Source organism: Streptomyces sp. LMG1-1-1.1, assembly GCF_040815545.1.
In the GTDB taxonomy this organism is placed as follows: domain Bacteria; phylum Actinomycetota; class Actinomycetes; order Streptomycetales; family Streptomycetaceae; genus Streptomyces.
The window spans coordinates 59034-85184 of sequence record NZ_JBFPNH010000013.1; the positions used below are offsets into that span (position 1 = coordinate 59034).

The 26151-nt window shown below is 73.8% G+C and carries 22 protein-coding genes; 8 read left to right on the forward strand and 14 right to left on the reverse strand.

The genetic code is table 11. The features are described 5' to 3' along the window. The first annotated feature begins 211 nt into the window (after positions 1-211). The 3 genes from MRBLMG1_RS05040 (at position 212) to MRBLMG1_RS05050 (ending at position 4132) form a co-directional block, all read left to right on the forward strand. Positions 212-1069: a phosphotransferase enzyme family protein gene (locus tag MRBLMG1_RS05040; RefSeq protein ID WP_367821127.1), complete on the forward strand. Its 858-nt coding sequence runs from the start codon at positions 212-214 to the stop codon at positions 1067-1069. A 45-nt stretch (positions 1070-1114) separates the two neighbouring features. Continuing rightward, a complete protein-coding gene (locus MRBLMG1_RS05045) occupies positions 1115-1945 on the forward strand; it encodes an alpha/beta fold hydrolase (RefSeq protein ID WP_367821129.1) in 831 nt (276 codons plus the stop codon). Positions 1946-2284: 339 nt separating this feature from the next. Further along, the gene (locus tag MRBLMG1_RS05050) at positions 2285-4132 is read left to right on the forward strand and encodes an alpha/beta fold hydrolase (RefSeq protein ID WP_367821131.1); all 1848 of its coding nucleotides are present in this window, start codon (positions 2285-2287) and stop codon (positions 4130-4132) included. Positions 4133-4155: 23 nt separating this feature from the next. On the opposite strand, the gene MRBLMG1_RS05055 is transcribed toward MRBLMG1_RS05050, so the two are convergent. The 4 genes from MRBLMG1_RS05055 to MRBLMG1_RS05070 all read right to left on the reverse strand — a co-directional run bounded on the left by MRBLMG1_RS05055 (position 4156) and on the right by MRBLMG1_RS05070 (position 8575). Beyond that, a complete protein-coding gene (locus MRBLMG1_RS05055) occupies positions 4156-4881 on the reverse strand; it encodes a 3'-5' exonuclease (protein WP_367821133.1) in 726 nt (241 codons plus the stop codon). Between the two features lie 87 nt (positions 4882-4968). Continuing rightward, the gene (locus MRBLMG1_RS05060; protein ID WP_367821135.1) at positions 4969-6219 is read right to left on the reverse strand and encodes an SAV2148 family HEPN domain-containing protein; all 1251 of its coding nucleotides are present in this window, start codon (positions 6217-6219) and stop codon (positions 4969-4971) included. 110 nt (positions 6220-6329) lie between these two features. Beyond that, on the reverse strand, positions 6330-7670 hold the full coding sequence (locus MRBLMG1_RS05065; RefSeq protein WP_367821136.1) for a copper amine oxidase: 1341 nt from the start codon (positions 7668-7670) through the stop codon (positions 6330-6332). Positions 7671-7723: 53 nt separating this feature from the next. Continuing rightward, the gene (locus MRBLMG1_RS05070; protein ID WP_367821138.1) at positions 7724-8575 is read right to left on the reverse strand and encodes a Tat pathway signal sequence domain protein; all 852 of its coding nucleotides are present in this window, start codon (positions 8573-8575) and stop codon (positions 7724-7726) included. 140 nt (positions 8576-8715) lie between these two features. Between MRBLMG1_RS05070 and glgX the strand changes: the two genes are divergently transcribed. Next, on the forward strand, positions 8716-10836 hold the full coding sequence (glgX, locus tag MRBLMG1_RS05075) for a glycogen debranching protein GlgX (protein ID WP_367821140.1): 2121 nt from the start codon (positions 8716-8718) through the stop codon (positions 10834-10836). Here the strand turns inward: glgX and MRBLMG1_RS05080 are convergent. Next, entirely contained in the window at positions 10805-12043 is a 1239-nt protein-coding gene (locus MRBLMG1_RS05080; RefSeq protein ID WP_367821327.1) for an MFS transporter, read from the reverse strand. The genes glgX and MRBLMG1_RS05080 overlap by 32 nt on opposite strands. 90 nt (positions 12044-12133) lie before the next feature. Here MRBLMG1_RS05080 and treY point away from each other — a divergent pair, with 90 nt between their 5' ends. Beyond that, complete coding sequence (treY, locus tag MRBLMG1_RS05085; RefSeq protein WP_367821142.1) at positions 12134-14503, forward strand: malto-oligosyltrehalose synthase; 2370 nt, start codon at positions 12134-12136, stop codon at positions 14501-14503. A gap of 34 nt (positions 14504-14537) precedes the next feature. On the opposite strand, the gene MRBLMG1_RS05090 is transcribed toward treY, so the two are convergent. The 3 genes from MRBLMG1_RS05090 to MRBLMG1_RS05100 form a co-directional block, all read right to left on the reverse strand. Next, a complete protein-coding gene (locus tag MRBLMG1_RS05090) occupies positions 14538-15020 on the reverse strand; it encodes a hypothetical protein (RefSeq protein WP_367821143.1) in 483 nt (160 codons plus the stop codon). Positions 15021-15125: 105 nt separating this feature from the next. Beyond that, positions 15126-16301, reverse strand: coding sequence for a cytochrome P450 (locus tag MRBLMG1_RS05095; protein ID WP_367821145.1), 1176 nt, complete (start codon positions 16299-16301; stop codon positions 15126-15128). A 221-nt stretch (positions 16302-16522) separates the two neighbouring features. Continuing rightward, positions 16523-17071, reverse strand: coding sequence for an FHA domain-containing protein (locus tag MRBLMG1_RS05100; RefSeq protein WP_367821147.1), 549 nt, complete (start codon positions 17069-17071; stop codon positions 16523-16525). Between the two features lie 292 nt (positions 17072-17363). Here MRBLMG1_RS05100 and MRBLMG1_RS05105 point away from each other — a divergent pair, with 292 nt between their 5' ends. Next, the gene (locus MRBLMG1_RS05105) at positions 17364-18314 is read left to right on the forward strand and encodes a GNAT family N-acetyltransferase (protein WP_367821328.1); all 951 of its coding nucleotides are present in this window, start codon (positions 17364-17366) and stop codon (positions 18312-18314) included. 61 nt (positions 18315-18375) lie between these two features. Beyond that, the gene (gene treZ, locus MRBLMG1_RS05110; RefSeq protein ID WP_367821149.1) at positions 18376-20127 is read left to right on the forward strand and encodes a malto-oligosyltrehalose trehalohydrolase; all 1752 of its coding nucleotides are present in this window, start codon (positions 18376-18378) and stop codon (positions 20125-20127) included. Positions 20128-20178: 51 nt separating this feature from the next. Here treZ and MRBLMG1_RS05115 read toward each other — a convergent pair whose 3' ends face one another. The 4 genes from MRBLMG1_RS05115 to MRBLMG1_RS05130 form a co-directional block, all read right to left on the reverse strand. Then, on the reverse strand, positions 20179-21321 hold the full coding sequence (locus MRBLMG1_RS05115) for an aminopeptidase P family protein (protein WP_367821151.1): 1143 nt from the start codon (positions 21319-21321) through the stop codon (positions 20179-20181). Between the two features lie 77 nt (positions 21322-21398). After that, on the reverse strand, positions 21399-22358 hold the full coding sequence (locus tag MRBLMG1_RS05120; RefSeq protein ID WP_367821152.1) for a hypothetical protein: 960 nt from the start codon (positions 22356-22358) through the stop codon (positions 21399-21401). Between the two features lie 49 nt (positions 22359-22407). Next, positions 22408-23289, reverse strand: coding sequence for a LysR family transcriptional regulator (locus tag MRBLMG1_RS05125; protein ID WP_367821154.1), 882 nt, complete (start codon positions 23287-23289; stop codon positions 22408-22410). A gap of 12 nt (positions 23290-23301) precedes the next feature. Then, a complete protein-coding gene (locus MRBLMG1_RS05130; RefSeq protein WP_367821156.1) occupies positions 23302-23826 on the reverse strand; it encodes a tetratricopeptide repeat protein in 525 nt (174 codons plus the stop codon). A 96-nt stretch (positions 23827-23922) separates the two neighbouring features. On the opposite strand from MRBLMG1_RS05130, the gene MRBLMG1_RS05135 reads away from it, so the two are divergent. Further along, entirely contained in the window at positions 23923-24660 is a 738-nt protein-coding gene (locus MRBLMG1_RS05135; protein ID WP_367821158.1) for a CTP synthase C-terminal region-related (seleno)protein, read from the forward strand. A 20-nt stretch (positions 24661-24680) separates the two neighbouring features. Here the strand turns inward: MRBLMG1_RS05135 and MRBLMG1_RS05140 are convergent, their stop codons facing one another. Then, on the reverse strand, positions 24681-25043 hold the full coding sequence (locus MRBLMG1_RS05140) for a peptidoglycan-binding domain-containing protein (protein ID WP_367821160.1): 363 nt from the start codon (positions 25041-25043) through the stop codon (positions 24681-24683). 145 nt (positions 25044-25188) lie between these two features. Then, positions 25189-25824 (reverse strand): nucleoside/nucleotide kinase family protein, encoded by a 636-nt coding sequence (locus tag MRBLMG1_RS05145; protein ID WP_414721489.1) that lies wholly within the window; start codon positions 25822-25824, stop codon positions 25189-25191. Positions 25825-26151 lie beyond the last annotated feature (327 nt).

Genomic DNA, 26151 nt, shown 5'->3' on the forward strand with positions numbered 1-26151 from the left:
GCCGGTTCGAACACTGTCCGATGAAGGGGATCCTGGAGAAGACCCTTCACTTATCTGTGACTTATTCAACAAGGTTTCGTAATCGCGAATCCATCGATTGCGCCGATAGCGGGCGCGCGCACGGTCGCCGGCCGCGACCGGCCGGCCGCGCGGGGGCCGGCCGCGACGGATGCGAGACTTCGGCGCAAGGACACAGGTGAGGGAGAGGCCGATGGACGAGGCGAGGGCACGAGAGATCCTGGGGGCGGCGGGGCTGCCCGTCGCGGAGGCGCGGCTGCTCGCCCTCGGGGAGAACGCGGTCTTCGCCGTGGACGCTCTCGTGGTGAAGGTGGGCCGGGACGCCGAGCTGTTCGAGCGGGCCGAGCGGGAGGTCGCGCTGGCCTCGTGGCTGGAGGCGGCGGGCGTTCCGGCCGTCCGGGCCGCCGAGGAGAAGCCGCGCCTGGTCGACGGGCACCCGGTGACCGTCTGGCACCGGCTGCCCGACGCGGTCCGGCCGACCGAGCCCCGCGATCTGGCCCCGCTGCTCCGCGCGGTGCACGCCCTGCCGGAGCCGGCGGGCCTCGCCCTCCCCCGCCGCGACCTGCTCGGCGGGGTCGAGCGGTGGCTGCGGCTTGCGGGCGACGCGATCGACCCGGCGGACGCGGCGTTCCTGCGCGAGCGCCGCGACTCCTTCGCCCCGGCGGCGGCCGCGCTGGTCCCGCGCCTGACTCCGGGCCCGATCCACGGGGACGCCCTCCCCCGGAACGTCCACGTCGGCCCGGACGGTCCGGTGCTGGTGGACCTGGAGACCTTCTCGTCCGACCTGCGCGAGCACGACCTCGTGGTGCTCGCCCTCTCCAGGGACCGGTACGGCCTCGATCCGGCCGCCTACGACGCCTTCACGGAGGCGTACGGCTGGGACGTCAGGGAGTGGGACGGGTGCGCGGTACTGCGCGGGGCGCGGGAGACCGCGAGCTGTGCGTGGGTGGCGCAGCACGCGCCGGCCGACCCGAAGGCCCGGGCCGAGTTCGAGCGGCGGGTGGCCTCGCTGCGGGACGGCGACCCGGAGGTCCGCTGGTACCCGTTCTGACATCATGACCGGTGCCGAAACCGGCCTGATGAACGGGGTGTCGAGATGCGTGTCGAACTGTCCGAGGTCTCCCTCGACGTCGAGGTGAGCGGCGAGGGGCCGGCGGTGCTGCTGGTGCACGGCTTCCCCGACAGCCGGCATCTGTGGCGCCATCAGGTCGCGGCCCTGACGGCCGCCGGCTTCCGGTGCGTCACGCCCACGCTGCGGGGCTTCGGCGCGTCGGACCGTCCGGAGGGCGGCCCGGAGGCGTACCACCCCGCGAAGCACGTCGGCGATCTGCTCCAGCTCCTCGCCCGGCTGGACCTGGACCGGGTCCACCTGGTCGGCCACGACTGGGGTTCCGGCATCGTCCAGGGCCTCGCCGGTGTGGTGCCGGACCGGGTGCGCAGCCTGAGCCTGCTGTCGGTGGGGCACCTGGGCGCCATCCGGGCCGCCGGCTGGGAGCAGAAGCAGCGGTCCTGGTACATGCTGCTGTTCCAGCTGGCGGGGGTCGCCGAGGACTGGCTCTCGCGAGACGACTTCGCCAACCTCCGCGAGATGCTGGCCGAGCACCCGGACTCGGACTCCGTCATCGAGCCGCTGCGTGCCCCCGGCGCCCTCACGGCCGCGCTGGACATCTACCGCGCCGGCCTCCCGCCGGAGGTCCAGTTCGGCGCCGACGTGCCGCTGGTCCCGCTGCCGACGGCGCTGCCGGTCATGGGCCTGTGGTCCACCGGCGACCGCTTCCTGACCGAGCGGTCGATGTCCGGCTCGGGCGACTTCGTGAGCGGCTCCTGGCGCTACGAGCGCGTCGAGGAAGCCGGTCACTGGCTCCAGCTCGACCAGCCGGAGCGGGTGAACGACCTGCTGCTGTCGTTCCTCAAGGAGAACTCCTGACGGGCCGTCTGCGGGGCTCGTCGGCGGGGCCCTTCCGCGGGGCTCGTCAGCGAGGCCCTTCCGCGGGGCTCGTCGGCGAGGCCCGTCGGCGGGTTCAGGTCGATCACCCTTGACCCCGTGTGACCGCTTCCGCGCGGCGGCTGGCGGATCGCGACCGTTTCCCCGGGCGCCGTTGGCGGAGGGAGCTTTCAAACCCTCCGGGAGGGTGACTCCGCCGCGCCCTCGGCGGAGGCGAGCCGTGTCCTGATTCCGCGCTGCCAGGGCCTCTGAGCTGCGACGATGCGCCCGTCTGAGCCGACCGGCCCGCTGGCCGGCCAGCCCCCATGAGAGGACGGCTTCGTGAGCAACCCGCAGGACGACAACCAGATCAGTGCGGTCACCTCGGCACAGCTGGCACGAATCGCAGACCACGGCATCTACGCCTCCGCCACCGCGCTGGACCCGGCCGCCGCCAACCTGGCCGAAGCGCTGGTCGCCACGCTGAACGGCACGGCGGACCAGCCCCTGCTCCCGCCCGAGCTCCAGCAGCTGGTGGACCAGGTGCGGGCGAAGGCGACCATCGGCTTCCCGTGGATCACCGCTCACGACGGTGTGCGGCTCTCGGCGTTCTCGATCAGGCTCGACGGCGACGAGCCCCGCCCCGTGGTGATCGTGCCGTCGGGCTGGACGCCGCTCGGCTGGTCCATCTTCGCGTACGCGTACCTCCGGCTGGCGTTGCGCGGCTACCACGTCCTCGCGTACACCCCCCGCGGCATGGGCCTGACGTTCCCGCTGTCCAACGGCACCTACATCGACGCGCCGTTCACCTCCGGCGGCACGATCGACGTCGCCGGCCCCGACGACTGGGCCGACGGCTCCACGGTCATCGACCACGCGCTGGAGCACTTCGGTCCGAGCAAGGTCGCCTTCCTCGGCGAGTCGTACGGCTCCGGCATCAGCCAGCTCGTCGCGGCGCACGACCCGGGAGACCGCGTCGACGCCGTCGTCGCCCTGAGCACCTGGGGCAACCTCGCCACCAGCATCCACGACAACGGCACCCGGCACCTCAAGGCCGTGGACGCCCTGGTCAAGTTCACCGGCGGCCCCAAGGAGCGGAAGTTCGACCCCGCCACGCTGCGGCTGCTCGAGGACTTCGAGGCCGGCCGGAACATCGACGCCGTGCTGGCCTGGGGCTCGGAGCGGGCGCCCGCCTCGTACACCGGGCAGACCAACGCCCGCAACATCCCCACGTTCTTCTCCAACACCTGGCACGAGACGCTTTTCCCGGTCAACCAGGTCGTCGAGCACTTCGAGCGGCTGACCGTGCCCAAGCACCTGAACCTGTGGATCGGCGACCACGCCGCGCCCGAGGGCGCCGGTCTGACCATTCCCTTCAGCGGGCCGAACCTCCCCGTCGAAGAGGCCTTCGCCTGGCTCGACCACCATGTGCTCGGTGCCGACAACGGCGTGTCCGAGTGGCCCGCGGTCAACAGCCAGGTCATGTTCACCTACCGGACCCGGACCGACCCGGACACCGGGGAGAACGTCATCACCGAGCCCGCCGTCCGCGAACCCCACTCCTCCTGGGCGGATGTCACCACCTCCACGGAGCGCTGGTACCTGACGTCCGTCGGCTCCGACAGCCGTGACGGCGGCCTCGCCAAGGAGGCGGAGACCGGCTGGAAGCGGGAGTTCACCGCGGGCCGGCTCACGGAGGCCACCGCGGTCGACGAGATCATCACCACCGGCCAGGCCGAGTGGAACGGCAACCCGAAGACCTACCCCACGGACAAGTTCGAACGGCAGCACCTCGCCGTGTGGACCACCGGCCCCCTCGACGCCGCCGCGGGCAGTGCCGCCCGCCGCGTCCGCGGCGTCCCCGAGCTCACGCTCACCGTGCGCAGCACCGCCGACTCGGTGACGCTCGTGGCCTACCTCTTCGACGTCGGTCCCGACGACACGGCCCGCATCATCACCCACGAGCCCCTCACCCTGACCGACCTGACCCCCGGCGCGGATCACACCGCCACGTGGAGGCTCCAGGCCGCGGGCTACGACGTGGCCGCGGGCCACCGCCTGATGCTCGCCGTCAACAGCAAGGACAAGCTCTACTCCGACGCCCTCACGGACGCCGGCACCGACAGCGCCACGACGACGATCACGTCGGTCGACGGCGAGGCCGCCCACCTGATGCTGCCGCTGGGCTGATCCGGCCGGTGCGGCAAGGCGGTTCAGACCGCCGCCGCGACCGCCTCGCGCAAGGGCCACGTCGGGTCGACGACCGCCTCGGCGTCGCCCTTGCCGCGCAGGAAGGCCTGGAAGTTCTCGGCCCAGGCTCGGTACCAGCCGATCTGGCGGTCGTGCAGCTCGGCCGGGTCGAGGCCGGCCACCTGGGGGTGGCGCTCGGCTATCGCGACGGCGACCCGCACGGCGGCGAGCGCGTCGGCGGCGGCCTGGTGGGCGGCTTCGAGCACGACGCCGTACTCGGCGCAGACCGCTTCCAGGTTGCGCTTGCCGCGCCGGTAGCGGTCGACGGCCCGGTCGATGGTGTAGGGGTCGACGACCGGACCGATGGCCGTGCCCCCGAGCCGCTCCTCGAGGGACGGGAGTCCGTGGCGGCGCAGTTCGGCGGCGAGGAGCGTCAGGTCGAAGGAGGCGTTGTACGCCACGACCGGGACGCCGTCCTCCCAGTACGCGGCGAGGGCCTCGGCGATCTCGTCGGCGACCTCGCGCACCGGCCGGCCCTCGGCCGCCGCGCGCTCGGTGCTGATGCCGTGGATCGCGGAGGCCTGCTCCGGGATCCGGATGCCCGGGTCGGCGAGCCAGTCCCGCCGGTGTGTGACCCGCCCCCCGCCGTCGACCTCGACGATCGAGGCCGTGACGATACGGGCCTCCAGCGGTTCGGTGCCGGTCGTCTCCAGGTCGAAGCCGACCAGCGTGTCGCCGTGCCAAGCCATCGGGTCCTCCTTACGTGATCTCCCCCGTGGTGTTGAACACCCTCGCACGCACCACTGACAACGCCGCCGGCTGCCCCCGGCGAGGGGTCAGGAGACGGGCCGGGAATCGAGCCAGACCGACTCGAATTCCTCCCGGTATGTCTCGAAGAGTCCGTGATCTCCCTCACGGGAGGACTGTCCCTGCCGGACGACGTTCCGGCCGCCGCCGCGCAGGACGAGGACCGGGGCCTCCATGCCGCGGGCCCTGCGCAGATAGGACTGGACGACGCCCACGCCGTCCGGGCCGTCGCCGTCCACCAGATAGGCGGTGAAGCGGGGGGTCTCGTCGAAGACGTGGATCTGGAAGGCCCCCGGGTCGCGCAGCTTCGAGCGGACCCGGCGCATGTGCAGGATGTTCATCTCGACGGAGCGGCTCAGCTCGCCCTTCTTGAGGCCGAGCTCGCGCTCGCGCCGCTTGACGGCGCTGCTCGCGGGGTTGAGGAAGAGGAGCCGGGTGCGGCAGCCGGACTCGGCGAGCCGGACCATGCGGCGGCCGGAGAAGTTCTGCACGAGCAGATTCAGGCCTATGCCGGTGGCGTCGAGGCGGCGGGCTCCGCCGAAGAGGTCCTCGGCGGGCAGCTGCCGCTGGAGCCTGACCCGGTCGGGGTGGACGGAGACGACGTCCGCGTACCGGTCGCCGACGAGGTCCTCGACGGCGTCGACGGGCAGCCGGTCGGCGGAGGGCACTCCGGCGCCGCTGCCGAGGATCTCCAGGATGCGGGCGGAGGCCCGCTCGGACTGGGCGAGGACGGTGAGCGAGAGCGCCCGGTTGCGGGAGACCACGTTCCGCGTGACCTCCAGCTCGTCGAGGGCGAGTTCGACCTCGCGCCGGTCGTCGAAGTAGGGCTCGAAGCACGGCCAGTGCTGCACCATCAGCTCGCGGAGCTGGGGCAGCGTCAGGAAGCTGAGCACGTTGTCGTCGGCCGGGTCGAGGAGGTAGCCCTTGCGGCGGGAGACCTCGCGGACGGCGACCGCCCGCTGCACCCACTCCTGGCCGGCCGGACCCGCCGCGGCCACCACCCACTCCTCGCCGTGCACGGGTTCGTACACGGGCCGCAGGACGGCGGCGACGACGGCGCGGAGCCGCTGTTCGACGAGGTTCAGCCAGATGTACGCGCGCCCGGCCCGCTGGGCGCGGGTGCGGACCTCGCTCCAGGCCTCGGCGCCCCAGTCGAGCTCCGCCCCGATCTCCACCGGCCGGGCGACGGTGACCGCGCCGGGCGGCGCCTCGGCGGGGTCGGCCGGACCCCCTTCGTGACCCGCGTCACCTGGGGGCAGCTCCAGACCTCCCGAGCTCACCCGCGCACCGCCTTCTGCTCCTGGAAGCCCGTTTCGACCACTACGACAACGATCAAGGAAGGGTACTCCGGGAGCGGGAGGCGGTGCAGCAGGATCGTCAGGCTGCTTGCTCAACTACCCAGATCGGGCTGCCCGTTCTGAGAGGCGAGATCGGGCGGAGTGAGCGGATTCATAGCGGTTACGTCCCTGGGGGCGAGCTGGAAGCCCTGCCAGTGGACCGGCATGGGCTGCTGGTCCTCGTCCCGGGCGATGTGGTGGAACCCGATGTTGACCCACACGGACGGTTTGGTCAGAGTCTCACCGTTGACCCATTTGTCCACGCTGTTACCGGCGTTGGGCGCGCAGTTGCCGATGTTGTCGCTCGCGTACTGCTCGCAGGCGCGCGACTGGGTGAAGTAGACGTCGTGCTTGGTGAAACCGCGCCCCGCGTGGGTGTCGGTGTGGCCGGGCACGATCTCGTACGAGCGGGCGTGGCCGTCGGCGTTCTTTCCGGTGTCGCTGACCACGCGCCACCAGCGCATGTTCTTGGCGTCGCCGGCGAGTTCCTTGGTGACGAGGGTGCGCTTGGTCGTCACGGTGGGGCCGCCGCCGCCCGCGGGTGGCGGGGTGACGGTGGAGTCGTACTGCTCGATCCGGTCCTTGGTGGAGCCGTCCAGGCCGAAGTCGAGCTTCCAGAAGACGTTATGCGCGTGGCTGGTGGCGTAGGAGCGGGCGCCCTTGCCGATGGGCCAGCCGCGGCCGTCGGTGGCGTTGTAGTCGACCGGCGAAAGGCTGCCGGTGGCGCCGACGTTGGCGCCTATGGAGCCGTCGGCGGCGAAACGCCACTCGGTGATGCACTCGTACCAGCCGACCTTGTTCACGGTGTAGACGAGCAGGTCCTTGGCCTGGGCGTGCCAGACCTTGGCGCCGTTGTCACTGGCCATGCGGTAGGCGTGGCCGCGGGCCCGGGTCGTGGTGCACAGGCCCTTGACGTCGCCGGCCTCGGGCACCTTGATCGTGGTGAGGGTGCCGCCGGGGCATTCGGCGGGCTTGAGGGCCTGCAGGCCCCAGCCGAAGCCGGCGCCGGTGAGGTCGTCGTACTCGGCGCCGCCGTCGTCGTACGGCACGTGGATCTGGGCGAGCCGGGCGCTGGCGAGGACCTTCACCGGGGCGGCCGTGCCGGGCGGCTGGTAGGTGATCTTGTCGAGGACGAGGCCGGCGTCGGTGCTGTACCGCCAGCACATGCGCCAACTGGCGCCGCCGTCGAGCTTCTGCGTGATGCGGTAGGCGGAGGAGCAGTCGGGGCCCGCCGCCCAGGCGGTGCGCGGGGGCGGCGGGGTGGGTGCGGCGGTGGCGCCGGTCGCGGGGCCGGCGGCGGCGGTGGCGGTGCCGAGCAGGGCGGCCGCGGTCAGGGCGGCGCCGCGCCCGCGGACACGCCGCTGCCGGGTGGAATGGCTGCGCTGGGTGGACATGGGAACGTACTCCCTCGTACGGAGATGCGGCAGGAGGACCGGGGCGGCGGTGGTCAGCCGACGCGGGTGACGGTCCTCGCGGAGAGGTCGACGATCAGGTTCCGGGTGTCGATCCAGGCCCCGTTGAGGACCTTGGTGACGAGCCGGACGCAGCGGTGCTCGCCGCATTCGGCCAGCTGCGCGGGTACGGCGGCCTCGCGGTAGGGGCGGTAGGCGTCGCCGTTGAACCACAGCTGGGTGGTGGAGGTGAGCTCCTTGCCGGTGGCGTCCTCGTAGTCCTCCTTGACGCCCTTGCCGAGCGGGCTCGCGAGGATCAGCTCCAGGGCCTCGCGCAGCTCCTCCGGGTGGGCGGAGGGCTGGACGCCCTTCTGCGTACCGGACTTCTCGACCTTCCCCGTGTCGAGGTTGACGGTCCGGGTGACGAGTTCGTCCCGCGCGTAGTCGTAGAAGCGCACGTCGGCGCGGCGCGTGGGGTCGCCCGGCCGGGGTTCGGCGAGCTCGGTGGCGAGGTGCTGCGGGCCCGGGCCGCCTTCGACGTCCTGCTGGGCGGAGGCGCCGGGCGGGGTCAGCGCCAGTGCCTCGGCCCGGGCGAGCTCGGCGTCGGTGAGCGGATCGCTGCCCACGCCCTTCGCGCCTTCCGCCGGCGCGGGTACCACGGTCGCGGGCGGCGGCGCGGAGCCGACGGCCTGCGCTCCGGTCCCGTCCTGTCCGGCGGACGCGCCGGACTCCCCCGCGGCCGCGTTCGCTCCGTCCGCCCCCACGGACACGGTGCCGCGCCCGCCCGGCGTGTCGTCGGCCCCCGCCGTTCCCGGCAGGGTGATCGCGACCGCGACGGCGGTTCCCGTCACCGCCATGGCCGCTCCGGCCACCACCTTCCCCAGGTGGCGGCGCGCTATTTCGTACACACTTCCCCCTCTTTCCCCCCTCTTGGTCCTGCGGTCACCCGGTAGGACGGGGCGAAGTCCTAGGAGGTTGCCCCTCTTTCGGGCAGGATCTGGCCAAAGAACACCACCTGAACCCGGACAGAAGAGGAAGATTCGTATCCATGCAGGTCTGGCCGGGACAGGCGTACCCCTTGGGCGCCACCTATGACGGAGCGGGAACCAACTTCGCGGTCTTCTCGGAGGCCGCCCACAGGATCGAGCTGTGTCTGCTCCACGACGACGGCTCGGAGACGGCGGTGGAGCTGCGCGAGACGGACGCGTTCGTCCGGCACGCCTATCTGCCGGGCGTGATGCCGGGTCAGCGGTACGGGTTCCGGGTGCACGGCCCGTACGCCCCGGAGCGGGGGCTGCGCTGCAACGCGGCGAAGCTGCTCCTCGACCCTTACGCGCGCGCGGTGTCGGGGCAGGTGAAGTGGGGCGAGGCGGTGTACGGCTATCCGTTCGGGCGGCCGGACGCCCGCAACGACCTCGACTCGGGCCCGCACACGATGACCTCGGTGGTCGTCAACCCGTACTTCGACTGGGGCGACGACCGCCGCCCGCGCACCGAGTACCACCACACGGTGATCTACGAGGCCCATGTGAAGGGCCTGACGATGCTCCACCCGGACCTCCCCGAGGAGCTGCGGGGCACGTACGCGGGGCTCGCGCACCCCTCGGTGATCGGCCATCTGAAGGAACTGGGCGTCACGGCGTTGGAACTGATGCCGGTGCACCAGTTCGTGAACGACCACCGGCTGGTGGACGCGGGGCTGTCCAACTACTGGGGCTACAACACGATCGGCTTCTTCGCCCCGCACAACGCGTACGCGTCGTGGGGTGACCGGGGCCAGCAGGTCCTGGAGTTCAAGTCGGCGGTGCGGGCGCTGCACCAGGCGGGCATCGAGGTCATCCTCGACGTGGTCTACAACCACACCGCCGAGGGCAACCACCTGGGCCCGACGCTCTCCTTCCGGGGGCTGGACAACCCCTCGTACTACCGGCTGTCGAACGACCCCCGGTACTACACGGACACCACGGGCACCGGGAACTCGCTGCTGATGCGCTCCCCGCACGTGCTCCAGATGATCATGGACAGTCTGCGGTACTGGGTGACCGAGATGCACGTGGACGGCTTCCGCTTCGACCTGGCGGCCACCCTGGCCCGCCAGTTCCACGAGGTGGACCGGCTGTCGTCGTTCTTCGACCTGGTGCAGCAGGACCCGGTGGTGAGCCAGGTGAAGCTGATCGCCGAGCCGTGGGACGTCGGCGAGGGCGGCTACCAGGTGGGCAACTTCCCACCGCTGTGGACGGAGTGGAACGGCAAGTACCGCGACTGCGTCCGGGACCTCTGGCGGGGCGAGCCGCGGACCCTCGCCGAGTTCGCCTCCCGACTCACCGGCTCCTCCGACCTCTACCAGGACGACGGGCGGCGCCCGCTCGCCTCGGTCAACTTCGTCACCTGCCACGACGGTTTCACGCTGCGCGACCTCGTCTCGTACAACGACAAGCACAACGAGGCGAACGGCGAGGGCAACCGGGACGGCGAGAGCCACAACCGCTCCTGGAACTGCGGTGCGGAGGGCGAGACCGACGAGGTGGGGATCACCGAGCTGCGCGCCCGCCAGACGCGCAACTTCCTCGCCACCCTGATGCTGTCGCAGGGCGTGCCGATGCTCAGCCACGGCGACGAGTTCGGGCGGACCCAGGGCGGCAACAACAACGCGTACTGCCAGGACAACGAGGTGTCCTGGGTGCGGTGGCCGAAGGAGAACAGCGAGACGGAGGGCACGCTGCTCCGCTTCACGCGCGCGATGGTCCGGCTGCGGCGCGACCATCCGGTCTTCCGGCGCCGCCGCTTCTTCCACGGGCGGCCGGTGGAGGGCACCCACGACGAGCTCACCGACATCGCCTGGTTCACACCCGAGGGCGAGGAGATGACGTCCCGCGACTGGCAGGCGGCGCACGCCCAGGCGCTGACCGTCTTCCTCAACGGCAACGCCATCTCGGAGCCCGGCACCCAGGGCGAGCGGATCGCCGACGACTCGTTCCTGCTGATGTTCAACGCCTCGTCGAAGGAGCTGGAGTTCGCTGTCCCGGACAGTCACGGGCGCTGCTGGCGGATGGTCGTGGACACCTCCGACCCGGAGGGCATGCCGCCGCAGGAGGGTCCGGAGCTCGCGGCCGGCGAGCGGGTGACACTGGCGCCGCTCAGCCTGACCGTTCTGCGCCGGCCGGCCTGACCTCCCGTAGGGCGACGGCGGCGGGAGCCGTCACCCGCACCGACCAGGAGAGCACCGCGCAGGCCACGGCCGCCCCCACCGCCACCGCGAAGGCGGCGGGGGCTCCGTGGGCCTCGGCGAGGCGGCCGGAGAGCGCCAGGGCGAGGGCCTGACCGCCGACGATCCCGCTCGTGAGGAAGGCCATGGACTCGGCGAGCCGGGCGGCCGGCACGGTCCGCTCGGTGAGTCCGAAGACGGTGATCAGGTGCGGGGCGTAGGCGGCGCCGAGGACCACCACCACCGCGTACAGCGCACCGAGGGAGCCGGCGAACAGCAGGGGCACGGAGAGCACGACGAGCCCGGCGGTGGCCGCGCGCCATCGGGTCGTCAGCCCGACGCGGGCGGGCACGGCGGCCATCGACAGTCCGACGGCGGCGCTCATCACCCCCATGGCCGCGTAGACGAGGCCGGCCTGGGCGGGCGCGCCGAGCTCCTCGGTGAGCGCGGTGATCCCGGCCTGCGAGGCGCCGAACATGGCGCCCTGGAGCACCATCGTGCCGCGCAGGGCGTACGCCGATCCCGGCAGCCGCGTCCGTTCGGCGGCACTCTTCCGGGTGGAAGCGGACTGCTCCGGGGCGGTGGCGCGGGCCGTGGGGTGCAGCGCGAAGGCGGAGCCGCAGACGACGAGCAGGAGCGCGGCCGCGAGGAGGGCGGCGGCCGGGTGGGCGAGGGCCGCGGCGAGGCCGACGAAGGCCGGGCCGAGGACGAACGACACCTCGTCGAGGGTGCCCTCGAAGGAGAGCACCGCGCCGACCAGCCGGTCGTCGGCCCCCGACCTCCGGGCGAGGGCCACCGACCGGGTCCGGGCGAGCGGCCCGACCTGGGGGACGGTGGCACCGGCGAGCACGGCGAGCGCCATCAGCCCCACGGTGGGCGCCTGGGCGAGCGCGGCCAGGACGAGGGCGGTGACGGCGACCGCGTTGGCGAGGGAGGCGGCGAGGACGACCCCGCGCTGTCCGTGCCGGTCGGCGAGGCGGCCGACGAGAGGTCCGGCGACGGTCTGTCCGGCCGCGAGCGCGCCGCCCGTGAGGCCCGCCGTGGCGAGGGAGCCGCTCGTCTCGGCGACCAGGAGCAGACTGCCGAGCTGACACATGGCGGTGGGCAGCCGGCCGAGGAAGGACACCACCGGGAGGGCCGGGCCGAGCAGCGACAGCGTGTCGCGATACATCCGGAGCATCACGCGAACGTAACGCGATGCACACGAACGGGTGCATGGGGCGATGACACAGAAGCCCTCCGACGGGGTACGTACGTTCGCATGACCTCTCTCCCGGTCCCGCCCGAACCGTCCGCGCCGTCCACCCCCTCCTCCGTCCCCACCGCGACCTACCGGCTCCAGCTCCAGCCGGAGTTCCCCTTCGCGGCCGCCGAGCGGGCCGTGCCGCACCTCGCCGGGCTCGGGGTCTCGCACCTCCACCTGTCGCCGGTCCTGGAGGCGGTGCCCGGCTCGACCCACGGCTACGACGTGACCGACCACCGGTCCGTACGGGCCGAACTGGGCGGCGAGGAGGGGCTGCGGGCGCTGGCCGCGACCGCCCGGGCGCACGGGCTCGGCCTCGTCGTGGACCTCGTGCCCAACCACATGGCGGCCTCCCCGCGGCACAACCACGCGCTGCGCGCCGTGCTCCGCGACGGGCCCGACTCGCCGTACGCCCGCTGGTTCGACATCGACTGGCGGGCCGGAGACGGCCGGCTGCTGCTCCCGGTCCTGCCCGCGCGGCTCCCGGAGGTACGGGACCGGCTGCGGGTCTCCGGCGGGTCCCTGCACCTGGACGGGCAGGATTTCCCGCTCCGCCCGGGCACGGAGGGGCTGCCGCTCGACGAGCTGCTCGACGCCCAGTGGTACCGGCTCGGCTGGTGGCGCCTGGCCCGCACCGAGCTCGACTACCGGCGCTTCTTCACCGTCTCGGAGCTCATCGGAGTGCGGGTCGAGGACCCCGGGGTGTTCGCGGACACCCACGCGAAGATCGTGGAGCTGGTCGCGGACGGGGTGATCGAGGGGCTGCGCATCGACCACCCGGACGGACTCGCCGACCCGCAGGGCTACCTGGAGGACCTGGCGGCGGCGACCGGCGGGCGCTGCTGGACGGTGGTGGAGAAGATCCTCACCGGCCCCGAGACCCTGCCCTCGGCCTGGCCGGTCGCCGGCACCACCGGGTACGACGCCCTCCGGCAGCTCGACGGCGTGTTCACCGACCCAGCCGGTGCCGACGAACTCGCCGACGTGTACCGGGAGTTCGTCGGCAAGGCCGCCGACCGCGGCGGCCGCTGGGAGGCGACCGCCCGGCGCGCCGCGTACGAGGTGGTCACCCACGACCTGGCCTCCGAGACGGCCGCCCTGACCCGGATCGCGGGCAGGATCTGCGCCGCCGATCCCGCGCTCCGGGACCACGCCCCCTGGGCGCTCGCCACCGCGGTCCGCGAACTCCTCGTCCGCGTGCCGGTCTACCGGCCCTACCGGACCGGCGGCGAGGAGGTGCTGACCCCGGAGGCGGCGCGCGGCGCGAAGGCCGCGTTCGCGGTGCCGGAGGAGGCGACGGCGGTCGACGTCGTACGGGACCTGGCGCTCGGCGCGCGCGGCGACGGACCCGAACACCGGGCCTTCCGGGCCCGGTTCGCGCAGACGTCGTCGGCGCTGCGGGCCAAGTCCGTGGAGGACACCGCCTTCTACCGGTACACCCCGCTGCTGTCGGCGAACGAGGTGGGCGGCGACGCGGGGCGCCCGGCGGTGACGGTGGCGGAGTTCCACGCGTACTGCGAGCGGATCGCCCGGGACTGGCCGGCCGCCGGCACCGTGCTGTCCACGCACGACACGAAACGCAGTGCCGACGTCCGGGCCGCCATCGCGGTGCTCGCCCAGTGCCCGCGGGTGTGGGCGGGCCTCCTCGCGGAGGTCGCGGAGGTGCCCGCGCCGGATCCGCACGTGGCGTGGACGGCCTGGCAGACGGCCTTCGGCTTCGGCACCCCGGACCCGGACCGGCTCGTGCCCGCGATCCTCAAGTCCGTGCGCGAGGCGGGGCTTCGGACCAGCTGGACCGAGCCCGACGCCGGGTACGAGCGGGCGGTCGCCGACTTCGCCGCGGCCGGCCCCGGCCGGATCCCGCTGCGGGCCGCCTCGGAGGCCGCCTTCGCCCTGGAGCCCCACATCCAGGCGCACGCGCTCGGCGCGGCCCTCGTCCAGCTGACGATGCCGGGGGTGCCGGAGCTCTACCAGAACACGGAGCGGGAGTACCGCGCCCTCGTCGACCCGGACAACCGGGCCCCGTTCGCGATCGGCCCGGACGACGACCGGACGGCGCTGGTCCGCGCGGCGCTCCGGCTGCGGCGGGACCGCCCGGAGGTGTTCGGCCCGGGCGGCACCTACACCCCGCTGGCGGCCGACGGCCCGGCGGCGTCCCACTGCCTCGCCTTCGCCCGCTCGGGGGCGGTGGTGACGGCCGTCACCCGGCTGTCCCTCCGCCTCGCCGAGGCGGGCGGCTGGCAGGACACCGAGCTGGTGCTCCCGGAGGGCCGATGGGCGGATCTCCTCGACGGCGTACGGGAGTTCATCGGCGGCCCGGCGACCGAGCTGAAACTCGCGGAGCTCTTCGCGGACCGTCCGGTGGCGCTGCTCGTACGGACGGGGTGAGGCGCCGCCGGTGACTTCGGGCGGCCCCGGAGGGTCAGGAGCGGGAGGCTCGCGAGACCTCGCACTTGGTGTACTCGGAGCCGTCGCCGGTTCCCGTGTACGGGGTGGTGAGCTCGGCCTTCTCGGAGGCGCCGGCGGCCACCGCGATGGCGGTCTTCGTGGCGGAGGCCGGGGTCGCGGTGCCGCCGGTGAACTTCATGGTGACGCTGTAGTCGTAGTCGAGCACGCCGTCGTTGTTCACGGTGATCCGGGCGACGAGGTTCTTGGACGCGGCGTCGTACGTGCACTCGTTGATGGTGACGTCGCGCTCGGCCTTCCTGGCGCTGCTGGAGCCGCCGGGCACGGAGCCGCCGGAGGTGCCGGAGGTGCCGTCGTCGTCGCTGTGGTTGCCGTTGCTGTGCGAGCCGCCGCCCGAGCTGCTGCCGCCGCAGCTGCCGCCGTGCGAGCCGCGGGCACCGGTCAGGGCGACGACCGCGATACCGAACACAGCGATGGCGCGGACATGACGAAGCTTCATGTGTGGATCCCCGTTGGAAGTGGTGGCGCAAAAGCGCTCTTTGACGAGCGCACGTCACCCTAACAGCGGTCGCGGGGGCCTCCCGCCCCCCACCCGGGACCCGCCTCAGCCGCCCGGACGGACGATCAGGCTGCGCGGGGCACGGGTGATGAGGCCGGCGAAGACGGGCCGGAAGCCGTCGGCGAGGCGCAGCCTCGGCATCGCCTCGAAGAGGGCGCGCAGGGCGAACTCGGCTTCGAGACCGGCGAGGAGGACGGCCGGGCAGCGGCCACTGCCGTAGGTGAGCTGGTCGGGGTCGTCACGGAACGGATCGAAGCGGTCCGGCTCGCGGAAGCGCTCCGGATCCCTGCCCGCCGAGCCGATCAGCAGGGCGACGGACGCGCCCGCCGGGACCGTACCGCCGCTCACCCCGACCTCCTCGCGGGTCCGGCGCATGGCGATCTGCACCGGCGGGTCGCGGCGCAGCGACTCCGTCCAGGCGCGGGCCACGAGCCCGGCGGGGGCGTCGCGGAGCGCGGCCACCAGGTCGGGGTCGGTGAGGACGTTGGCGAGGAAGGACGCGAGCGCCTTCTCCCGTACGGCGATCTGCCCGCCGCACTCCCCCGCGAGCGCTCCGGCCGCCCGGCCGCGCACCAGCCGCATCATGTCCCGGTACGGCACACCGATGGCGGCGGCGACGGTGCCGGCGGGCAGCCAGTGGCAGAAGTCGGCCACCAGATCCGCCTGTTGGCGTTCGGCGATCCGGCGGGCGAGGACGTACGCGGTGCGTTCCGCGACGGCGCCCAGCGCGTTGACCCCGATGTCGACGTGCGCCTCGTCGCAGGGCGGGTCCCCCGGCCGGTGCCCGTGCGTGAAGCGGCTGTCGGTGAGGGCGGCGGCGACGTCCGCGTACCGGCTGAGGACCCAGGCCCTCAGCAGCGGGTCGTACGTGAGCGGGAAGTCCTCGCGCAGGGTGCGGTGGATCGCGTACGGGTCACGCGAGGCGCCCGGGTCGAGGGGGCTCGGCGCGACGGTCCGCCCGGTCGGCCCCGCGGGCCAGCCCGCCGTCGGGTCGGCCACGGTCCGCACCCGGCCCGGCGCGGAGCCGGCGGCGGTACGGGGCGCAGCGCCGGTCCGGGGCACGCCGGGCGCCGCTACGGGTCCGGCGGTCGACGGCGCCGCCGGCGCCATCGGCGGAAGCCGGGTCCACGGGTCGCCCGACGCCTCGGACCGGCGCGTCCACGGGTCACCCGCCCGTTCCGGCAGGTCGTTCCCTATGCCCCGGTTCGGCTCGTCGCTCATCGCGCCCCCTGTCGATCGGCGGTGGGTGCCGCGGCCGGAGAAGGTGGCGCGCGTCCCCCAAGACCACCACCGGACGGGCCGGGCCGCCCGCCGCGTACGGCCGAACGGGTGAATGGGTGAACGGGGTCGGGGTCGGGGTCGCGCTCGGGTCGGGGCCCGGATCAGGTCCGGGGGCCGGGGGGCCGGGTCCGGCGGGGGCCCGGTTCGGGCTCGGGGCCGGTTCAGTCGTGGGACAGGCGGAACGACATCTGGCCGAAGCCGACCACGTCGCCCGGCCGGACGACCACGGCGCCGGTGACCCGGCGCCCGTTGACGGTGGTGCCGTTCGTGGAGCCGAGGTCGCGCAGCACCCACATCCCGCCCTGGAGGGAGAGTTCGGCGTGCAGCCGGGACGCGGTCTCATGGCTGAGCCGCAGCCCGTTCACCGGGTCGCGCCCGATCCGCAGGGGGTGCGGGCCGGGACGGGGCATCAGGAGCTTCGGCAGCCGCTCCGCGTGCCAGGCGCGCCCGAGGCGGGCCGTGAACGCCGACATCCGCTCGACCGCGCCCACCACCCGCTTGGTCCAGGTCCCCTCGGTCCGCAGGTCGGCGGTGAGCAGCTGGAGTTCGTCGGACCTGCGGGCCTGGAGCGCGCGCTCCATCCGGAAGACGAAGGTGTCGTGCGAGATGCGGCCCTGCGCGGCGCCCTCCCGGAGCAGCACCAGCGCACGGTCCCGCTCGGCGTCGGTCAGCCGAGGGGAGTTCGCCGGAAGCTCGAAAGGGGTCGTCACACACGTGATTGTCCGTCCGCCGGTGCCGCAGTGTCCAGAAGCGGCCCTGGCCAGCGAATATCCGTACCGGTCGCCCCCTGTTCGCTGCTACGGTCCGCTGTCTCCACACCACGGATCCCCAGGGGGAAAACCCGACGTGACCACGTCTTCTTCGTCCGCTTCCTCGTCCGCTTCCTCGTCCGCGTCCGAGTCCGCCTCCGCAGCGGTTTCCGAGTCCGCTTCCTCGGCTGCCTCCGCCTCCGATTCCTCGGCTGCGGCCGCGTCCGCATCCCCGGCCGCGCGCGACCTCGTCATCCGTCCGCTCGCCGGGCCGGAGGAGCTCGACCTGTTCCTGCGGCTCTCCTACTCCCTCGACCACGAGCTCGCCGACGACCTCGCGGTCGGGCGCCGGCTGCCGGAGTGGATGTGGGTCGCGCTCGACGGCGACCGGCTCCTGGGCCGGCTCTCGTGGTGGGCGAAGGCGGCGGGTTCCGCACCGCAGGCGCTCGACTTCCTGGACCTCGACCCGGGGCTTCCGCCGGAGGAACGCGTCGAGGTCGGCCTGCGGCTCCTGGAGACCGCCACGGCCGCCGTGATACCGGCCGGCGCGCGGTGGCCGGAGTTCGAGCGGTACATGCCGGCGGACTGGCGTGACGTGCCGGAGACCCGCTCCGTCCTGGAGTCGGTGTTCGGCGTCCTGGAGCGGACGGGGGCCCGCCCGCTGGTCGAGCGGCTGCGCCTGGAGTGGCTGCCCGGCACGCCCGTACCGGAGCCGACGGGCCGCCTGGAGTTCCGTCCGGTACGGGACCGCGAGGACCTGGTGGCCCTCATGACGCCGGTACTGGAGGGCACGCTCGACGCGCACGGGAAGGCCGATCTGGCGTCGGGCCTGTCGGCGCGGGAGGCGGCGGAGCTGCACTACGACGAGGAGCTCGCGCAGTACTCCTCGCCCCGGGCGTGGTGGCGGGTGGCCCTGGCCCCGGAGAGCGGCGAGCCCGTCGGCTTCGTCGTCCCGGCGCGCAACAACTACAACCACACGATCGCGTACATCGGCGTGCTGCCCGCGCACCGCGGCCACGGCCACATCGACGAGATCCTGGCGGAGGGGACCCGCGTCCTGGCGGCCGTCGGCGTGCCCCGCATCCGGGCGGCGACCGATCTCGGAAACGTGCCGATGGCGGCGGCGTTCGCCCGGTCGGGCTATGCCACGTTCGAGCGCGCGATCAACTACGTGTGGGACGTGCCGGGCGCGTCGGGGTCCTGACTGCCAGGATGGACGCGGCAGTCATACGCTGAGTGGCTGGTCCGTCGACGAGGGGATTCCCGTGCTCTTCGAGGTGTGGGCGCCGAGCGCCCGTGACCGGGTGGTGCTGGCACTGAACGGCACCGACCATCTCCTGGAGCGGGACCCCCGACGGGACGGCTGGTGGTCCGGCGTCGTGCCCGCCGAGGACGGCGACCGGTACGGCTACGCCCTCGACCACCGGTCCGTCCTGCCCGACCCGCGCTCGCGCCGGCTCCCCGACGGGCCCGACGGCCTGAGCGCGGTCGTGGACCACTCCGCGTACTCCTGGCGCAACGAGTCTCCGCGCCTGCGGCTGCGCAGCGCCGTCCTGTACGAGCTGCACGTCGGCACCTTCACCCCCGAGGGGACCCTGGACGCGGCGGCCGCGCGGCTCGGGGAACTGGCGGGCCTCGGCATCACCCATGTGGAGCTGATGCCGCTGTGCCCGTTCCCCGGGGTGCGGGGCTGGGGGTACGACGGGGTGGCGCCGTGGGCGGTGCACGAGCCGTACGGCGGCCCCGAGGCGCTGAAGCGGTTCGTGGACGCGGCGCACGGGCTCGGCATGGGGGTGGTGCTCGACGTCGTGCACAACCACCTGGGCCCTTCCGGCAACCACCTCCCTTCCTTCGGGCCGTACTTCACGGAGACCCACCACACGCCGTGGGGCGCGGCGGTGAACCTGGACGCGCCGGGCTCGGACGAGGTGCGGGCGTACTTCCTCGGCAGCGCGCTCGCCTGGCTGCGGGACTACCGGATCGACGGGCTGCGGCTCGACGCGGTGCACGCGCTCGCGGACACCCGTGCGCTCACCTTCCTGGAGGAACTGTCGGCCGCCGTCGACGAGTTGGCGAAGGAGCAGGGCCGCCAGCACTTCCTGATCGCCGAGTCCGACCTCGCGGACCCGCGTACGACGACTCCGCGCACACTCGGCGGCCTCGGCGTCCACGCGCAGTGGAACGACGACTTCCACCACGCGCTGCACACCGCCCTCACCGGCGAGTCCCAGGGCTACTACGGCGACTTCGCCCGGACGCCGCTGGCGGCGCTCGCGAAGACGCTCACCCATGTGTTCTTCCACGACGGCTCGTACTCCTCGTTCCGGGGCCGCCACCACGGCCGGCCGGTGGACCGTGAGCGGACCCCCGCCCACCGCTTCCTCGGCTACGCGCAGACCCACGACCAGATCGGCAACCGGGCCCTCGGCGACCGCCTTTCGGCGTCCCTCTCCCCCGGCCTGCTCGCCTGCGCGGCGACCCTCGTGCTCACCGGCCCGTCCGTGCCCATGCTGTTCATGGGCGAGGAGTGGGGCGCGTCGACGCCCTGGCTGTACTTCACCGACCACACCGACCCGGAGCTCGCGGAGGCCGTACGCCAGGGCAGGCGGCGGGAGTTCGCGGCGCACGGCTGGGCCGCCGCCGACGTCCCCGACCCGCAGTCGCCGACGTCCCGCGACCGCTCGGTCCTCGACCGCGCCGAACGCGAGCGCGACCCCCACAACCGTCTCCTCACCTGGCACCGCCAGCTCATCGCGCTCCGCCGCACCCTTCCCGACCTCACCGATCCCGACCTGTCGGGCATCAAGGTCGCCTACGACGAGCAGGCCCGCTGGCTCGTCTTCCGCCGCGGCGACCTGCGCGTGGCCGTCAACCTCGGCCCCGAGCCCGCCGTCATCCCCCTCGGCACCAACGGCCGCGACCGCGTCCTCGCCTCCTGGGACCCGGCCGAAGGCCCTGACGCGGACGGAGTCCTCCACCTCCCCGGCGAGTCCGCGATCGTCCTGACGGACGGCTGACCGCCCGGGGCGGGTCGCCGCGCTGGTCGCGGGGCCCCGGCCCGGTAGGGGCTATTCGACGAGGGCCATCTCGTGCGGGGTGTTGTTGAAGCGGTGGCCCGCGCCGTCGTCCGTCGCGGTGACGATGTCCTCGATGCGGACGCCGAAGCGGCCGGGGAGGTAGACGCCGGGTTCGATGGAGAAGCACATGCCGGGGACGATGGGGAGTTCCTCGCCCTCGATCATGTACGGCGGTTCGTGGGTGGTGACGCCGATGCCGTGGCCGGTGCGGTGGATGAAGTACTCGCCGTAGCCGGCGTCGGTGATGACCTTGCGGGCTGCGCGGTCGACGTCCTGGCAGGCGACCCCGGGGCGGACCGCCTCGAAGCCGGCCTGTTGGGCCTCGCGGACGAGGTCGTGGACGCGCTGCTCCTCGTCGGTGGGCTCGCCGACGTGGACGGTGCGGGTGGTGTCGGAGCCGTAGCCGTGCTTGAGGCCGCCGAAGTCGAGGACGACCATGTCGCCGCGCTCGATGACGCGGTCGCCGGCCTCGTGGTGCGGGTTGGCGCCGTTGGGGCCCGAGCCGACGACGGTGAAGTCGACCTGGGAGTGGCCGAAGCGCATGAGGAGCGCGGCGAGGTCGGCGGCGACGTCGGTCTCCTTGCGGCCGGCGAAGCGGACCTTGAGGATCTCGCCGTACGCCTGGTCGGCGGCGGCCCCCGCGGCGGCGATCCGGGCCAGCTCGTGCGCGTCCTTGACGCCGCGGAGCATCGGCAGGGCCTCGGTGAGGGAGACGTACGAGGTGCCGGGCAGGGCCTGCTGGAGGCCGAGGAGGTGCATGGCCCAGGCGTTGTCGCTGACGCCGAAGCGGCCGTCGGCGTCGAGGAGCGGGGCGGTGACGGCGTAGGGGTCCTTGCCGTCGGTCCAGTCGCGCAGGGTGAGCGCGCCGGCTCCGGTGGCCCGCTCCGCGTCGGGTGCCTCCAGGGTGGGGACGACGAGGACCGGTTCCCGTCCGGCGGCGAGGACGAGGACGGTGAGCCGTTCGGTGATCGCGGTGGGCTGGTAGCCGGTGAGGTACACCAGGTCGGGTCCGGGGGCGACGAGCACTCCGGCGAGCCCGGCGTCGGCGGCGGACTCGGCGGCCCGGGCCATCCGCGCCCGGTAGTCGTCCGCGGTGAAGGGCACGACCTCTTCGGTGGCGTGGCTGCTCGGCATGGGTGCTTCTCCTCGGCGTCCTCGTCCGATGCGTCGTACAGCATCCTGCCGGGCGCCGGCGCGGCCCGCGACCGGGATCAGCGGCGGTCCGGGCCCTGGGCGATGAGCCGTTCCAGGAGGTCGTGGAAGTCGTCGCCGACGACGATCCGCAGGTCGCCCTCTTCCTCGTCGTGCTCGCTGAGCTGGGTGAGCGTGCCGTCGCGCCACCAGAAGACGTACGGGCTGATGGCGCCGGGCACGTCCTCGTATCCGGAGGCGGCGAACGAGGCCATCGCGCCGAGGGCCGGGATGATCGAGGTGTCGCGGATGGGGTGGAAGGCGAGCTGGTGCCGGAAGGGCAGGGCGACGAGGGCGCCGTGCTCGCCGAGCGGCACGCCGGTGACGCGGCGGACCACGCCGTCGAGGTCGAGGACGCGGCTCGCGGTGTAGAAGGAGTCGCCGAGGATGATCTCGAAGCACATGCCGTCGGCGTCGCGGACGGTCTCGTGCTCCTCGACGGGCAGCCCGCGCAGGTTCCGCAGGGCCCGGTCGCGGAGCTGGGCGTGGTCGCCGAGCCGTTCGAGGGCGTCGTCGGTGAGCATCATGACGCTCTCCGGGAGGTCGAGCGCGAGGATCTCGTACAGTCCGGGGGCGACGGTCCTGGCGTAGCCGAAGGCGGCGGCGTCGATGCCGTCGCCGCTGACGACCCGGGGGTAGAGCTGGGCGCGGATCTGCTCGGGCGGCAGGGTGTCGAGGGCGGAGGGACCGTCCATGGCGCGGACGACGAGGCCGATGTGCCGGTGGATCATGCCGGGCCAGACGCGGGGGCCGCGGCGGTCCTGGTGGCAGACGGCGGCGAGGTTCCCGAGCCCGAACCGCCGCCCCTTGTCGTCGACGACGTGGTCGGCGAAGACGGTGACCTCCAGGCCGAGTTCGGCGAACGTCTCACGGACCCGGCCGCGGAAGACCGCCGCCTCGCGCTGGGAGAAGTAGGCGAACTCGGGGTCCCTCGGTGCGTCGTCGCCGTCCCGCCTGGGTCCTCGTCGCAGCCACCCCACGCCTGCCCGCCTTCCGTCGCCGTTGCGCACAGGGTAGCGACTGCGGGTGTCAGCTCTTGAGCCGTCGGGTGAACTCGGCCACGGGTCCGGCCGCTTCGCGCCGCTCGCCGGCCGGGAGCAGGAGTTCGGTGCGGTGCACGAGGCGGGGGGCGACGAGCGGGACGGCTGCGGCGCCGGGGACCCCGCCGGCCACGGGCAGGGGCAGCAGTGCGAGGCCGTGGCCGGCGGCGGCCAGCGCGGCGAGGGTGCGGGTGTCGGTGCCCTCGTAGCGCAGGGCGGTACGGAAGCCCCCGCCCGCGGGCCCGCCGTGGACGGCCCGCAGCCGGTCGAGCGGGAGGCCGGCGGCGGGGGCGTCGAGCCAGCGGGCGTCGACGAGGTCGTCGAGGCGGAGGCCGGCGCGCCCGGCAAGCGGATGGCTCGCCGGCAGGACGACGGCGAGGGGTTCCTCGGCGACGCCGGTCGCGGCGAGCGGGGCGACGTCGGGCAGCGGCAGCGGGTCGCTGGGCGCGGCGATGCCGTCGACGAGCCCGGCGTCGGCCTCTCCGGTGGCGACGGCGGCGGGCACCCGCTCGCGCGGCAGCCCGTGCAGGGTGACGCCGGTGGCGGGGAGCGCGGCGAGGGTACGGGGGTGCAGGGCGAGCGGGGAGGCGGCGACGCGCAGGGTCGCGCGGGGCGCGGCCGCGAACCGGTCGAGGTCGGCGCGGGCCGCGTCGAGGCGGAGCAGCAGCGCCGTGGCGTGTTCGAGGAGCCGCTCGCCGGCCGGGGTGGGCGCGACGGGCCGCCGGGTGAGGAGCGGCAGCCCGAGGTCGTTCTCCAGTGCGGCGACGTGCTGGGAGACGGCGGACTGGGTGTAGCCGAGTGCGCGGGCCGCCTCCGAGAAGGACGCGAGCCGGGCGACGGTGACGTACGTGCGGAGCAGGTGCGGGTCCATGGGGTGCGGCGCTCAGGACCCGTCGGGGGCGGTGAGGAGGGCGCGGGCGTAGTGGGCGAGGGAGCGGTTGTAGCGGGGCAGCAGCGGGGCGAGGGCGCCGAGGGCGAGGGAGGCGGCTTCGCGGTCGCGGCCGGTGTCGGCGAGGGCGAGCGCGAGGAACGCGTCGACGGCTCCGCCGAGGGCGGCTTCGTCGGCGTCGAGCCGGTCGGCGGGGATGTCCCGTTCGGCGGTGAGCAGTTCGACGCTGCGGTCGGGCCGGCCGAGGTTGCGCAGGCTGCTGGCGAGCTGGATGACGGCCCGGCGCCGGCGCAGTCCGGTGAGGCCCTGGTCGAGGGCGCGCCGGTAGAGCGCGACCGCTTCCTCGGGCAGGCCGGTGGAGTCGTGGGCCGCGCCCGACTCGAAGAGGGCGGCGGCGTCGTCCTCGGGCCGTTCGGCGACGAGTTCGGCGACCCGGGCCCGGAAGGCGGCGGGCTCGTGTTCGTCGAGCCGCTCCCAGAGCGCGGTGACGCGGTTCTCCCAGTCCTGGTCGTTCGTCATGCGGCCAGCCTACCGAGCCGGGCATAAGCATTCGTAATGCGCAGTGCAGGAATCATCGTTGGACGTGAACCACGGGAGCCGCCGAGCATGGTCGCCATGACCACCGACACGCTTCCCCACGCCCCCCGCACGCCCCGCATCGCCCTGGTCGGCGACCGTTCCCCGCACGTCAGGTCGCACGTCCGCGTCCCCGCCCTCCTCGACGCCCTCGCCGAGCGGGACGGCCTCGTCCTCGACGCCTACTGGATCCCGACCGGCGACGCGGAGGCGCCCGGCGCGGTGAAGGGCTTCGACGCGGTGTGGGTGCTGCCGGGAAGCCCGTACGCCAGCGAGACGGGGGCGCTCGCGGCGATCCGCACCGCCCGCGAGGACGGCATCCCCTTCCTCGGCACCTGCGCCGGCTTCCAGCACGTCCTCCTGGAGTTCGCCCGGAACGTCTGCGGTCTGGAGCGGGCGGCGCACGCCGAGAACGATCCGGCGGCCGACCCGGGCGACCTGCTCGTCGCACCGCTGTCCTGCACCCTGGTCGGCCACGAGGGTCCGGTACGGGTCACCCCCGGCTCCCGCGCCGAACGGGCCCTCGGCGCGGAGCGCACCATCGAGCGCTACCACTGCGACTACGGCCCCGACACCCGCCACCTCGACACCCTCACCGCCCACGGCCTCCGCTTCACGGGCACCGACGAGGACGGCGCCGTCCGCATCGCCGAACTGCCCTCGCACCCCTTCTTCCTCGCCACCCTCTTCCAGCCGGAACTCGCCGGCGACGGCACCCGCCCCCACCCGCTCGTCCGCGCCCTGGCCGTCGCGGCGGCGACGCACGCGGCGGGTTAGCCGCCGGCGGGACGCGTGGATCAGCAGGCGTATCCGCCGTAGTTGCTCCAGAAGTCCAGCGCGGCCCAGGTCTTGGGGCCGACGATGCCGTCGACACCGGTGTTGGCACAGCCGCCGCCCTGGAACTTGATCACGGCGTCGTAGGTCTGCTGCCCGAAGATGCCGTCCACGGCGATGTGCGTGTTGGTCATGGCGGTGTTCAGCTCGCACTGCAGGGCCTTGACCGACGGACCGGTGTCGCCGTACTCCAGCATCGGCTCCGAGGTGGAGTACATTCCGCAGTTCATGGGGCTGGTCGCCGCGGCGGCGGACGTGGCGGTCGACAGACCCGCGCCGGCGAGCAGGGCGGTACCGGCGGCGACGAGGGCGAGCTTCTTGATCACGAGGATCCTTTCCTGACGGGATGTCGCCAGGAGTGTTCCACGGCCCGGAGCCGCCGCACGGCGCTCCGCCGTCCCGGACGCGGAACCGGGACGTCCCCGGGACGCGCGGGACGGGGCGGGGCACCGTCCACGCGCCGGCCGCCGGCTACTGCATCGTCACGACCAGGTGCGCCCGGCCCCGACCGCGCGCCACCAGGCGGGCGTTGGCCTCGTCGGAGTCGTGGACCCAGCGCTCGGCGCGGGCCCGGTCCTTGCCGAAGCGCACATGGCGCTCGACGAGCCGCTGGACGCGGCGGACGGCGTCCAGTTCCAGGTACCAGGCCTCGTCCAGGAGCGGCAGGACGGCCGCCCAGGGGCCCTCGTCGTACAGGAGGTAGTTGCCCTCCGTGACGACCAGCGGCACGTCAGCGGCCACCGCGATCGACCCGGCGACCGGCTCCTCCAGGGTCCGGTCGAAGGCGGGAGCGTAGACGGTGGTCCCGGGGACCGGCGTACGGAGGCGGGCCAGGAGCGCCGTGTACCCGGCGACGTCGAAGGTGTCGGGCGCGCCCTTCCTGCCCGCCCTGCCGAGCCGCTCGAGCTCCGCCCGCGCCAGGTGGAACCCGTCCATCGGCACGAGGACGGCGATCCCGTCGAGCCGGGCGACAAGGCGCGCGGCCAGTGTGGACTTCCCGGCACCGGGCGCTCCGGCCAGCCCCAGGACCCGGCGCCCGCCGGGCTCGGCGAGAGCTCGCGCGCGAGCCACCAGCCGGTCGAACCCCTGTGCGCCCATGCGGGGCATTGTCCCACCGCCACCGCCCGACCGGCAGTGCCCCGGGCCGCTCCCCCGCGCCCCGGCCGCCGGGGCGGCGACACCCCCGGGCCGCGCCTCCCCCAGCCCCTCGGCCGTACGCCCGGCAGGACCCCGAGCCGCTCCACCGACCCCTCGCCCGCTCGGGCGGCAGCACTCCGGTCCGCGCCCCCCAGCCGCTCGGCCGTACGCCCGGCAGGACCCCCGAGCCGCTCCACCGGCCCCTCGGCTTCCCTCCGTCCCTTCCGCCACACCTCTCACGACCCTCTCCCCCGCCCCTCCCCCGACCCTCGGTCCGACCCTCGATAGGGAGAGGGT